Source organism: Caldimonas taiwanensis NBRC 104434 (assembly GCF_001592165.1).
In the GTDB taxonomy this organism is placed as follows: Bacteria; Pseudomonadota; Gammaproteobacteria; order Burkholderiales; family Burkholderiaceae_C; genus Caldimonas; species Caldimonas manganoxidans.
In genome coordinates this window covers 121753-134474 of the sequence record NZ_BCWK01000006.1, presented here as the reverse complement: position 1 = coordinate 134474, position 12722 = coordinate 121753, and the positions used below count along the sequence as shown (strand labels likewise).

The following is a 12722-nucleotide window of genomic DNA, read 5'->3' as shown; positions in this document are numbered from 1 at the left end:
CAGTGAAATGGACGCAAGCGTACGCAGGCTCCATGGCCCGGACAATGATTCGAGATGTGCTCCAGCGCGGCTTTGGCGACGCTGGTGTCACCCCGCGGCGCTGCGATGCCGCCAGGCGGCTCAGGGCCCGGGCACATCGTGCACGCGGGGCAAGGCATGGACGCACGCAAGATGGCGCTGCCACGCAACGCCGACGGCCCCCTGAAGCGCACGTCCCCAGGGCGGCCCCTCGAACGCCGCCCCAAGGGATCACGGCCGATCGAGGGTCAGTCGCTGGTAGGGTCCCCGGATTTCATCTGCGCACGCAAGGCCCCCGGTGTCGCACGGAACCACCGACGGAAGGCGTGCTGCAAGGCGCTGGGCTCGGAGAAGCCCAGCATCTCCGTCATCTGGGTGATCGACAACCCCCATTTCAGATAGCGAGCGGCCGAGTGCCGCCGAACTTCGTCCACCAGATCACGGAACCGACGTCCCTCGGCTTCCAACTGCTGACGCAGCTTGCGCGGCGGCTGCTCGAGCACTTCACTGACGCGCTCGAATGACACTTCTTCGCCGCGCTGGATCAACGCCGAAATGGCAAACATGACCCGGTTGCTCACCGGCGTATCGCGCTCGAGCCTGCGCTTGAGCTCCTCGGCCTGCTCCTTCAAAAAGTGCTGCAAATAGCTGTCGGCGGTGCAAAACGGCAGCTCCAGATACTGTGCATCGAACACGATGCTGTTTTCCGTGGCCAGGAAATTCACCGGCGCGCCGTAAAACGCCTGTCGATACGCTTCGGGACAGCCCGGATCCGGATGCATGAAGTTGACCTGATGCGCCCGCAGCGGCGCCGCCGTGAAGGACAAAGCGAACCAAGCGGCCAGGGACAAAAAGTGTTCCGCAAACCAACGGGACTCGTAACGCGGGTCACGACAACGGTAGATGAACCTTGCCACCGAACCGTCCACGGCAAAGTCCACCTCGTCGGCCTCACACACCAAAGACGCGTATTGACGCCAACTGATCAAGGCCTCGCGCAACGTGCGGGCCCGCATGCCCAAGTGGGCCACGAAATGCAGTTTGTTTTCGGGATAGTACTGATGGAGTTGCAACGCAATGCCAGGGTTGCCGGTGACCTGCGCAGCGAAATCCCACAATTTTTCGAGCCGCGACAAGGGCACACGCGCCAAGGGCCCCTTCAACCGGCGCACGTCGATGCCGGTGGCGTTCAAGATTTGAGCATCGGTGGCGCCATGTCGGCGTACCACCGCAATGAGGGTCAGGGCGGATTCGTAAACGGTGGCCGTCGGCTCCGGCGTCGAAGCCAACCCTGGATCCGGGGGCGCCACCGCCGGGCCGGATGGCTCGGCCGGGCCGCGTCGCACCATCGTCGTGCGAGTCGTGCTCATGTGCGCCCCCCCTTTTTCCACCGTGGCCCCGCCAGACCGGCGCGGCCTCCCCCCTGCCCCCTGGCTCGCCCGTGAAGGTCCCCGCAGGCGGCCGCCCACAGCGGCCAGGCGCCGCAAGATGGCCAGTCCCGGGCAGCGGGCCCATGGTCGATTTTCATCATACGTGGAAACACAAACAGCCCTCAAACATCAGCGTCGCGGCCGCATCGGCCCCCCAAGCGAATGCCCTCGCCCCACCGGCCCACCCAGCAGTGATTGCGTTGGCATCGCTCCCCCTCAACCCACGGCTTCGAATCATTGAACACCGGCAGCGGCTTGGCCATGCTTGACGCTGCAGCCACCGACGAAGGTTTGTCGTTCCATCGACGATGCCGCAGGCGGACTCCGGCGAAAAGTGCGGACGCCGGACGGGCTGCGAACCGTGTCGTGCTCCGCATGAAGGTCATGCTTCCAATCCATGAAATCTCTCACAGTTTTGACGCTGACGTCGACCGCATCGATCGCCCGGGTTTTCAGCCCGGGCCATACGCTTGCAAGCCACCACACCGGACGTGGGGCGAACCCAGATCACGCCACACCTGAAATCGCCCCCGAGGACCCGACCCGATTCGCAATCGCATGACCCAGGCAAAGCCCCCTCAGCCGGTCGCAGGCCGCAATCTTTCAATCAATCATGGACGTCCGCTGGCCGGAAATTAGGACTTTTCCTGACACCGACTGAACCATCGACCACCACATTTTTTTGATTCGGAGACAACCGATGCAGTTCATTCGACTCGCCGCGCGCGGTTTGCGCGGTTTGAGCCTGTCCTTGACCCTGGCTGGAGCATGCCTGGGCGCCAGTTCGCCGGCGCATGCCGCCACCAGCGTGTTGCTCGACGACCCCGCGGTCGGCCCGGCCAGTGGCACGGGCTTGAATCTCTCATGGCCGGGCCCGCACCAGCAGGACCGCGGCATCTGGACACTGGCGCAAGCCAACACCGCGGCATCGTCGGGCAGCAGCTTGCAGATCGAACCCAAGCATCGGTGGTTCGCCCGTCTGGGTGGCGCCAAAATCAAAGTCAACGACGAATCGAGCGATGCGCGCGACGTCACCGGCCCGGTGCTCACGTCCTCCGATCACCCCCTGCTGGGCGTGTTGGGGCTGTTCTCTCCGAACTTCCGCAGCTTCGGCATCCCCGCCGGAGTGACCGTGGACGTGCGCGACAGCCAATCGGTCTACGGCAGCATCGGCAAGTTCCTGGATGACAACTGGGCGGTGGAAGGACTGATCTTGGCCGCGCCCTTCAAGCACGACATCTACGGCGCCGGCACCATCGAACGTCTGGGCAAGGTGGCCACGGTCAAGCAACTGCCCCCAACGCTGATCCTGCACCGCTACTTCGGCAACTGGGGCGACAAACTTCGCCCCTCGCTGGGTGTGGGCCTGAACTACACCTACTTTTTCGACGCCGAGGCCACACCCGCGTTGGAAAGTTATACCGGCGGCCCGACCGACATCAAAATGAAACCGTCCACCGGTTGGGGCGTGTTTGCAGGACTCCAATACCAATTCAGTCAGCGCCTGCATCTGAAGCTGACGCTGGGGTACGTCACCGTGCGCACCACCGCCACCCTGACCACGCGTGACACCATGCTCAGCAGCAGCTCGCCGGTCTTGCAAGACTATCCGGCGCCGATTCCTCAAATCGCCAACAGTCCGCTGACGCAAGGCATTCTCGATTCCGTGTTCAACAGTGTGGCCCAGTCGCGAGGAGGCACATTGGGAACCTACGAGCGCAAGATCGACAGCAAACTCGATCCATACGTCGTACTACTGAGCGTGGGCTACGCGTTCTGACAAGAGGAGGCATGCGATGTTGTGGCAATGGCTGACCCGATCGAAAACCCATGGGTATCACCGTTGGGGTTATCTGATGTTCTTGCTGGCCGGAACTCCCCCGGTGATGAGCTACTGGATGGCCAGCATGGATGGGCGATGGGATCTGTGGGCTTGGCTCACACCGCTCATGTACTTCGGGGCGATTCCGCTGGCCGATCTGATCGTTGGCACCGACAAACTCAACCCATCCTCCCAAGACACGCCCATGCTGGAGCGGTCCTGGTACTACGCGGCGCTGCCCCTGTTGTGCGTGCCGTTTCAACTCAGCCTGATGCTATGGGGGGCCCATGTGTTTGCCACCGCGCCCTTCGGTCCGCTGGGTGCGGTGGGCTGGATCGTGTCGATGGGCTGCCTGGGCGGCGTGCTGGGCATCAACGTCGCCCATGAATTGATCCACAAGCCCAGCCGGATCGAACAATGGGGGGGCGGCTTGCTGCTGTCGTCCGTGATCTATGGATCGTTCAAGATCGAACACATCTACGGACACCATGTCGATGTGGCCACGCCGCGCGACAACTCCACCGCGCGACGCGGCGAAACCGTGTACGGCTTCATCGGCCGCGCACTGCGGCACAACGTGCCGCGCGCCTTCGAGCTGGAGCGCCAGCGTGCCAAGCGACGCGGCGAGCCCTACAGCCCGTGGCTCGGGGAACTGGCGGTTTGGTTCGGACTGAGCGCCTTGTTCGCCCTGGCCTGCGTGTGGATCGCAGGCCATTGGCTCGGCTTGGTCTATTTCGTCGGCCAGGCCTTCGTGGCTGTGTGCTTGCTGGAAATCATCAACTACGTCGAGCATTACGGCTTGCAGCGGCGCCAGCTCCCCAATGGCCGCTACGAGCGCGTCGATCCCAAGCATTCATGGAACTCGGACTATCTCGTGACCAACATGTTCCTGTTCCATCTACAGCGGCATTCAGACCATCACGCCTACGCCGCACGGCGCTACCAAGTGCTGCGTCACTTCGATGAAAGCCCGCAACTGCCGTTCGGCTACGCCGCCGCGGTGGTGGTGGCACTGTGCCCGCCGCTGTGGCGTCGCATCATGGACCCCCGAGTCGACCGCTATATGCAAATGCTGCACACACAAAAGCCCCAACCCGTGGCTTGAGCCAGAGTGTCCGCAGGGGCACGGTGGGCGGCCGCGGCAGCGCGGCCGTCCCAGCACGGTGCGGCCCGCCGGCCACGGCTGGCGCACAGCGCGGCCACACCAGGCCGTGCTGCGCCGTTGGGTTTTGACCTTCTGCGCACCGCGGCAGACCGGCCCTGCGACTGGCCTGCGGGCGAACTCGGGCATCTTCTCAGCGCCGGCGATAGCGCAGCTTCATCGACAAAATGGCCAGCGCCAGCGCCAAGGTCACGCCATTGGCCACGATGATCGGCCAAGCCCGCAGCAGCACGCCATACACCAGCCACAGCGCCACGCCACTGGTGAACAGCGCATACATGCCCAAGGAGATCCCGCTGACATCGCGCGTGCGAAACGTGTGCAGCGCTTGTGGCAGAAACGACAGCGTGGTCAGGCAAGCGGCCAGATAGCCAATCAGCTCGTTCATGTTTGCGTTTGGAAAGTAGCCTGAAGCGTCCACACTGAACCGCCATTCCTGCGCATCCATCCTCGAACAGGCCCGGGCCTCGGCACGGATGCGCCACCCCCTGAGTGCGGCCTGCATCCTGTCTGCCACGCGCCTCCAAGGGCCTCTGGGCCGTCCAGCAGCACGTGGGGGCGAGGCCACGGCCTGGCGGTGGCCACATGACTGGCGAGAAACGAAAAAGCCGCCGGGCCTGTGCCCCGGCGGCCTGCATGGCCAAGCCTCAGCCCCCGCTGGGCACTTTGCCGTCCACGCCTTTGACGTAGAAGTTGATGCCGTGCAGGAACTTGTCGTCGGCCACTTCACCGGCCTTCAGCACTTCTTTGCCGTCTTGAGCGACGATGGGCCCCTTCCAGATCTGGAAGCTGCCGTCTTTCAGACCGGCTTTGACCGCCTCGACTTTGGCACGGATATCGGCCGGCACCTTGTCGGAGATGGAGACGATGTCGATCGCGCCTTCCTTGACGCCCCACCAAGTGGTTTCGGTCTTCCAGGTGCCCTCCAGCACGTCACGCGTGGCCTTGATGTAGTACGGCGCCCAGTTGATGATGGCCGAGGCCAGATGAGCATTGGGGCCGAAGTGGCTCATGTCGGAGTCCCAACCGAAGGCCAGCTTGCCAGCTTTCTCGGCCGCTTGCAGCACGGCCGAGGAATCCGTGTTCTGGAACAACACGTCAGCCCCCTGGTTGAGCAAGGACTGCGCGGCCTCGCCTTCCTTGGGCGGATCGAACCACTTGTTGACCCACACCACCTTGGTGGTGATCTTCGGGTTGACACTCTGGGCGCCCAGGGTGAACGAATTGATGTTGCGGATCACTTCGGGGATCGGCACCGAGCCGACCACCCCCAGGGTGTTCGACTTCGTCATCGCGCCGGCGATCACGCCGGCCATGTAAGCCCCCTCATAGGTGCGCGAATCGTAGGTGCGCATGTTCTCGGCCGTCTTGTAGCCGGTGGCATGCTCGAACTTCACATCCTTGTGATCGGCCGCAATCTTCAGCATGTAGTCCATGTAGCCGAAGGTGGTGCCGAAGATCAGCTTGTTGCCCTGACCGACCATGTCGCGGATGACGCGCTCGGCATCGGCCCCTTCGGGCACGCTCTCGACGAACGAGGTCTGCACCCGATCGCCGAATTCGGCCTCGATGGCCTTGCGCCCACGGTCGTGGGCGAAGGTCCAGCCCGCGTCGCCCACCGGGCCGACGTAGGCGAAGGCAATCTTCAGGGGCTCGGGTTTGGCAGCCGCCGGCGCCTCGGCAGAGGCCGCTGGGGCGGCGGGCTCTTCTTTCTTGCCGCAGCCCACCAGGGCCGCAGCCACCGCCAGGGCGCCCAAGCCGGTCAGGCGGACCAGGGTGCGTTTGGTGAAGTCGGTCATGTCCAAGCGTCTCCGATCGAAGGGTCAAGAAGGGGGTGAACGGGCAATTATCTCGCCATCAGCCGCCGGGATAGAAGGGCTTGCCCAACGAGGCCGGCATGTTGACGCGAATGAAGCTCGGGTTGCGCGAAATCAGCACCAGCACCACGATGGTGGCCAGGTAGGGCAACATCGTCAGCAACTGGCTGGCGATTTGCACGCCCTGCCCCTGCAGGTGGAACTGCAGCATCGTCACGCCCCCGAACAGATACGCGCCAAGCAACACCCGTGCCGGGCGCCATGTGGCAAACGTGGTCAAGGCCAGCGCGATCCAGCCCTTGCCAGCGATCATGCCTTCCACCCACAGCGGGGTGTAAATGACCGAAATGTAGGCGCCGGCCAGCCCGCACAGCGCACCGCCGGCCAGCACGGCCAACAGCCGGATGCGCCGCACGGGATAGCCCAGGGCATGGGCCGATTCGGGCGATTCGCCCACCGCGCGCAGCACCAAGCCGGCACGGGAACGGTAGAGAAACCATGCCAGCGCCCCTGTCAACACGATGGCGAAGTAAACCATCGGATGGTGCTTGAAGAACGCCGCGCCGAAGAACGGCAAGTCGGCCAAGCCGGGGATCTCGAAGCGAGGCCGTTCACTCAGACGCTGCTGGGTATAGCCAATGCCGACAAAGGCCGAGAAGCCCACACCAAAAAGGCTGAGCGCCAGGCCGCAGGCGTACTGGTTGGTGTTGAGCCAAATGACCAGCAGGCCAAAGACCAGCGCCAGGGCCGCGCCAGCGGCGGCCCCGGCAGCAAAGGCCAGCCCATCGCTGCCGGTGTGCACCCCCGTGGCAAAGCCGGCGATGGCCGCCACCAGCATCATGCCCTCGGCGCCCAGGTTGACGATGCCGGCGCGCTCGTTGATGAGCAGACCCAGCGAAGCAATGGCCAGCACCGTGCCGGCGTTCATCGTGGCGGCCATCAGCAAGGCGATCGATTCCATCTCAGACCCCTCCTTGGCCCGCACCCGCTCGCACCCGCGCCCACGGCTGCCAGCGAAGGCGATGATGGATGAGCGTGTCGCACGCCAGCAGCGCAAACAACAACAAGCCCTGAAAGACGCCCGTGATCGACTTGGGCAGCCCCATGCGCGACTGGGCCAGCTCGCCACCGATGTAAAACATGCTCATCAGAATCGCCGAAAAGACAATGCCCACGGGGTGCAGCCGCCCCACGAAGGCCACGATGATGGCCGCAAAACCATAGCCCGAGGGCACGTGCGGCGTGAGTTGGCCCAGCGGCCCGGCCACCTCCAGCGCACCGGCCAGCCCGGCCATGCCGCCGGACAGCAGCAGGGCCGTCCACAGCGCCTGTCGTGAGGAAAAGCCGGCATAGCGGGCTGCCATTGGCGCCAGCCCCCCCACTTGCAGCTTCAAGCCCGCATAGGTGCGAAACAACAACAGGCTGAAGGCAACCACCATCACCAGCGCGAGGATCAGGCCGATGTTCACCCGCAATCCGCTCCACAGCCGCGGCACGCGGGTGACCTCGGCAAAGCTGATCGTTTGCGGGAAGTTGAAGCCCGCCGGGTCTTTCCAAGGGCCATAGACCAGATAGCTCAACAGCATGTCAGCCACGTAGACCAGCATGAGACTCACCAGAATCTCATTGGCATTGAAACGGTCACGCAGCCCAGCGGTGATCGCCGCCCAGGCCATGCCACCCACCACGCCAGCCAGCAGCACAAGGACGAAGAAGCCGCCCGGCGTGCCAGGCCCCGCCTGCATGGCCACACCACCGGCGAAGATGGCACCGAGGATGAACTGCCCTTCGGCCCCGATGTTCCACACATTGGCGCGGAAGCACACCGCCAGCCCCAAGGCGATCAACACCAAGGGCACGGCCTTCATTGCCAGCTCGCTGAGCTGGTAGCCGCTCTTGAGCGGTTCGACGAAGAACATCTGCAGGCCGCGCACCGGGTCCTTGTCCAGCACGATGAACAAACCGATGCCAATCAGCACGGTCAGGGCCAGTGCCAATAGCGGCGACACCAAAGACATGGCCCGCGAAGGCGTGGGGCGGGCTTCAAGCTTGAACATGGGTCACTCCGATGGAAGACACTGGAGGCGTCTGGGCGCGCTCCTGCGGCCACAGGCCGCTCATCCACTCCCCGATGCGCTCGACGGTGGCCTCGCGGGTGCGCACGGCAGGCGACAGCCGTCCTTGGGCCATCACGACCAGGCGGTCGCTGATGTCGAACAGCTCGTCCAGCTCCTCGCTGACCACCAGCAACGCGCAACCGGCATCGCGCAACGCCAACAGCTCGGCTCGAATCTGTGCGGCCGCACCGACATCCACGCCCCAGGTCGGCTGAGCGACGATCAGCACCTTGGGGTTGGCGCTGATCTCGCGCCCGACGATGAACTTCTGCAAATTGCCCCCCGACAGGCTTTTGGCCACCGCGGCCGCTCCTGCGGCCTTGACTTGAAAGCGTCGGATGATCGTCTCGGTCTGCTCCCGCACGCGGCGCATATCGATCCAGCCGGTGCGGGGATGCACGGCCTCGGTGCGCGTCAGCAAGGTATTGAGGGCCAGCGACAACGAAGGCACGGCCCCTCGCCCCAAGCGCTCCTCGGGCACGAAGTGCAAGCCCAGTTGGCGACGCCGGCGAGGATCTTGGCCCGCGATGTCCTGGCCGAACAGACGGATGCTGCCGGCCGCCGCGCGCGTGTCCTCGCCCGACAGGGCCGCCAAGAGCTCCTGCTGACCATTGCCCGAGACGCCGGCCACGCCGAGGATTTCGCCACACCGCAACTCGAAAGCGATGTCATGCAGCGTGGTGCCGAAGGGGTGGCGCTTGGGCAGGCTCAAGCCCTGCACCGCCAAGGCCACCGGTCCGGCTTGGGCTTCGCGGTGCACCAGTTCGGGCGGATCGGCACCGATCATCAAGCGCGACAGACTGGCGTTGGTCTCCTTCGTCGGATCCACCTCACCCGTGACCCGACCGCCACGCAGCACCGTGCAGCGGTGGCACAGCGCCCGGATCTCGTCGAGCTTGTGACTGATGTAGAGGATGGAGCAGCCGGTATCGGCCAGCTTGCGTAGCGTCACGAACAGCTTGTCCACCGCTTGGGGGGTGAGCACCGAGGTGGGCTCGTCCAGGATGAGCAGTTGCGGGTGGGTCAGCAAGGCGCGCACGATCTCCACGCGCTGGCGTTCCCCCACACTGAGCGTGTGCACCGGGCGCTGCGGGTCCACGTCCAGCCCGTACAGACCACAGACCTCGCGCATGCGCTGGCTCACCGCGTCCAGGCTGAGCCGACGGTCCAGCCCGAGCCACACGTTTTCAGCCGCGGTCAGAGTGTCGAACAACGAAAAATGCTGGAACACCATGCTGATGCCCAGCGCGCGCGCCTCATGTGGATTGCGCACCCTCACCGGCTGCCCATTCCAGCGCATCTCGCCCTCGTCGGGCTGCACCGCGCCGTAGATGATTTTCATCAGCGTGGATTTGCCCGCACCGTTCTCGCCCAGCACGGCATGGATTTCACCAGGGGCCACCTGCAGGTGGACCCGGTCATTGGCTTTGACGGCGGGATATTGCTTGCTGATGCCCAGCAGTTCGAGGCGCAGGGGCATGGAGTTCTCCGATCGGGGGGCGGTCTCGTTCACGGCCCGTGATTGTGCCTGTGTGGCGACGACCTCGGCCACAAGCACGAGGCGGGCCAGGCCGTCGCTCGATCAATGCCCGCCCATGACGATGAACTTGAACAAGAAGATGGCACCGATGATCCATACCATCGGGTGCACCGCGCGGGCCTGCCCGGTACACAGCTTGAGCACCGCATAACAGATGAAGCCAAAAGCAATCCCATTGGCAATGGAGTAGGTCAGCGGCATGCTCAGCGCGGTGACGGCCGCCGGGATGACTTCGGTGGTGTCATCCCAGTCCAGTTCGGTGAGCTCGCGCAGCATCAAACAGGCCACGAAGAACAGTGCCGGGGCCGTGGCATAGGCCGGCACCGAGGCAGCCAACGGCGAGATCATCAGGCACGCGAGAAAGAGCACGGCCACGGTGACAGCCGTCAGGCCGGTGCGCCCGCCGGCTTGCACTCCCGAGGCACTCTCGATATACGCCGTGGTGCTGGAGGTGCCCAGCAAAGATCCCGCAAAGATCGCGCCGCTGTCGGCCAGCAGCGCGCGGTTCATGCGGTGCATCTGCCCCTCGGCGAGCAAGCCCGCACGTTTGGCCACGCCCATCAAGGTCCCGGTGGCGTCGAACAACTCGACCAGGAAGAACACCAGTATCACGTTGAACACCCCCACCGCCAGGGCCCCGCGGACATCCAGCTCCAGCCAGGTCGGCGCGATGGACGGCGGCGCGGAAAACACGCCCACGAAGGTGTTGTCTGCCCACACGAAGGACAAACCGGTGGTCAACAAGATGCCGATCAGGAGCGCGCCCCGCACCTTCAGGTGATCGAGCACCACGATGGTGAAGAAACCCAGCACGGCCAACACCACCGAGGGCTGGTGCAAATTGCCCAGCGTCACGTAGGTGGCCTTGGACGCGGCGACGATGCCAGCACTCTTCAAGGCAATGATCGCCAAAAACATGCCGATGCCTGCGGTGATGGCCACCCGCAACGCCGACGGAATGCCACGGATGATGAGTTCGCGCAGCTTCAGCACGGTGACCAACAGGAACAAGCAGCCGGAGATGAACACCGCCCCCAGCGCCACTTGCCAGGAGTAGCCCATGCCCAGCACCACCACGTAAGCGAAGTAAGCGTTCAAGCCCATCCCCGGGGCCAGGGCGATCGGGTAGTTGGCATACAGGCCCATGATCAAGGTGCCCAAGGCCGCGATCAGACACGTGGCCACGAACACGGCGTCTTTGGGCATGCCGGCATCTCCCAGGATGGACGGATTGACGAAGACGATGTACGCCATCGTCAGAAAGGTCGTCAGTCCTGCGGTCAGCTCGGTGCGCACATCGGTGCCATGTGCGCGCAACTGGAACCAGCGCTCCAGCAGCGGCTGCGGCGGCGCATCGGCGCGCGTCGGAACCAGGGGGTTGGCAACACCGGGCGTGGGGTCGGTCTGGGCCGGCATGATGTGTCTCCTGTTGCAGCGGGTCGCACGGGCGCCCGCCTGTGATACTTGGTGAATGGAATCGATGAACGCGGGTCAACTCGTGTCGCGCCGCACGCGGCTGATGCCGCCCACGAAGGCCTGCACCAGATGGCGCTCGTCGGCCAGGGTCATCCAGGCAAACACCTTTTCGTGCAGCCCCGTGGCCACGGCCAGGCGGCGCTGTCCCACCGGCCCCCGCGCCCAGTCCCACACGCACACATCGGCCATGCGCCCGGGTTCGAAGCTGCCGATCTCGTGGTCCAGCGCCAGCGCCAGGGCCGCGCCGCGGGTGGCGGCATACAAGGCTTTCCAGGCCGTGAGCTTGACTCCCTGCAAGGCTTGCACCTTGTAGGCATCGGCCAATGTGCGGATCATCGAAAGACTGGTGCCGCCGCCCACGTCGGTGGCCACACTGACCCGCGCGCCGGCGTCCTCCAAGGCACGCCAAGCGAACAGCCCACTGCCGAGAAAGAGATTGGAGCTCGGGCTGTGCGCGATCTGCGCTGCGGTGCGCGCCAGCAAGGCCCGGTCTTCGTCGTCGAGCCAGATGCCGTGCGCCAGCACCGACCGCGGTCCGAGCAACCCATGGCGGTCATAGACATCGAGGTAGCTACGCGCCTGCGGAAAGAGCTCGCGCACCCAGGCCACCTCGGCGCGGTTCTCGGCCACGTGCGTCTGCATGTACAAGCCCGGCACTTCGCGCATCAAGCGGCCGGCCATCTCCATCTGCGCGACCGTGCTGGTGGGCGCAAAGCGTACCGTCATCGCATAGGCCAAGCGGCCGCGGCCATGCCATCGTTCGATGAGCTCGCGGCTGTCGGCCTCGGCGCTGTCGACGGTGTCCAGCAATGCCGTCGGCGCGTTGCGATCCATCAGCACCTTGCCGGCGATGAGCCGCATGCCGCGCGCATGAGCAGCCGCCAGCAATGCATCGGCACTGACTTTGTGCACCGTCGGGAACACCACCGCACTGGTGGTGCCGTGCGCCAGCAAGGCATCGCAGAAGCGCTCGGCGCCAGCCTGGGCCTCGTGCGCATCCGCATAGCGCTGCTCGGCCGGAAAGGTATAGGTGTTCAGCCAGTCCAGCAGTTCGGCGCCGAAGCTGGCGATCACATCGAGCTGAGGCGCGTGCACATGCGTGTCGATGAAACCTGGCAATACCAAGCGGCCGCGGTGGTCGATGCGCGTCCAACTCGCGTCGAATGCCGCATCACTGGCATGCACACCACGGATGATGCCGTCCTCCACCAACAGCCAATGGTCGGGCCGGAAACGCACGGCCGCACCCGGCTCCACACTCCAGCCCGGGTCGGCGGCAAAGTCGAGCAAGTCACCGCGCAGGGCAAACTTCGAAGGCAAGGGCTGGTTCATCGACATGT

10 protein-coding genes are annotated in these 12722 nt (G+C 64.7%); 2 read left to right on the top strand and 8 right to left on the bottom strand.

Annotated features, from left to right (window positions below):
- Nucleotides 1-266: 266 nt before the first annotated feature.
- Nucleotides 267-1388: an AraC family transcriptional regulator ligand-binding domain-containing protein gene (locus CTA01S_RS07375; protein WP_084362349.1), complete on the bottom strand. Its 1122-nt coding sequence runs from the start codon at nucleotides 1386-1388 to the stop codon at nucleotides 267-269.
- Between the two features lie 760 nt (nucleotides 1389-2148).
- Between CTA01S_RS07375 and CTA01S_RS07370 the strand changes: the two genes are divergently transcribed.
- Nucleotides 2149-3228 (top strand): OmpW/AlkL family protein, encoded by a 1080-nt coding sequence (locus CTA01S_RS07370; RefSeq protein ID WP_062193887.1) that lies wholly within the window; start codon nucleotides 2149-2151, stop codon nucleotides 3226-3228.
- 16 nt (nucleotides 3229-3244) lie between these two features.
- Entirely contained in the window at nucleotides 3245-4375 is a 1131-nt protein-coding gene (locus CTA01S_RS07365) for an alkane 1-monooxygenase (RefSeq protein ID WP_062193883.1), read from the top strand.
- Between the two features lie 190 nt (nucleotides 4376-4565).
- On the opposite strand, the gene CTA01S_RS07360 is transcribed toward CTA01S_RS07365, so the two are convergent.
- The 7 genes from CTA01S_RS07360 to guaD all read right to left on the bottom strand — a co-directional run bounded on the left by CTA01S_RS07360 (nucleotide 4566) and on the right by guaD (nucleotide 12714).
- Nucleotides 4566-4820, bottom strand: a complete 255-nt coding sequence (locus CTA01S_RS07360; RefSeq protein ID WP_019559996.1) for a SemiSWEET transporter — start codon at nucleotides 4818-4820, stop codon at nucleotides 4566-4568.
- 259 nt (nucleotides 4821-5079) lie between these two features.
- A complete protein-coding gene (locus tag CTA01S_RS07355; protein WP_019559995.1) occupies nucleotides 5080-6231 on the bottom strand; it encodes a BMP family ABC transporter substrate-binding protein in 1152 nt (383 codons plus the stop codon).
- Nucleotides 6232-6289: 58 nt separating this feature from the next.
- Nucleotides 6290-7210, bottom strand: a complete 921-nt coding sequence (locus CTA01S_RS07350) for an ABC transporter permease (protein ID WP_062193880.1) — start codon at nucleotides 7208-7210, stop codon at nucleotides 6290-6292.
- 1 nt (nucleotide 7211) lies between these two features.
- The gene (locus tag CTA01S_RS07345) at nucleotides 7212-8306 is read right to left on the bottom strand and encodes an ABC transporter permease (protein WP_062193878.1); all 1095 of its coding nucleotides are present in this window, start codon (nucleotides 8304-8306) and stop codon (nucleotides 7212-7214) included.
- Nucleotides 8293-9846 (bottom strand): ABC transporter ATP-binding protein, encoded by a 1554-nt coding sequence (locus CTA01S_RS07340; RefSeq protein WP_019559992.1) that lies wholly within the window; start codon nucleotides 9844-9846, stop codon nucleotides 8293-8295. The genes CTA01S_RS07345 and CTA01S_RS07340 overlap by 14 nt, the downstream gene beginning before the upstream one ends.
- A gap of 102 nt (nucleotides 9847-9948) precedes the next feature.
- Nucleotides 9949-11322, bottom strand: a complete 1374-nt coding sequence (locus CTA01S_RS07335) for an NCS2 family permease (protein ID WP_084362348.1) — start codon at nucleotides 11320-11322, stop codon at nucleotides 9949-9951.
- Between the two features lie 75 nt (nucleotides 11323-11397).
- Nucleotides 11398-12714 carry a guanine deaminase gene (gene guaD / locus CTA01S_RS07330; RefSeq protein WP_062194092.1) on the bottom strand — a complete coding sequence of 439 codons (1317 nt, stop codon included), beginning with the start codon at nucleotides 12712-12714 and terminating at the stop codon, nucleotides 11398-11400.
- Between the last annotated feature and the right edge of the window lie 8 nt (nucleotides 12715-12722).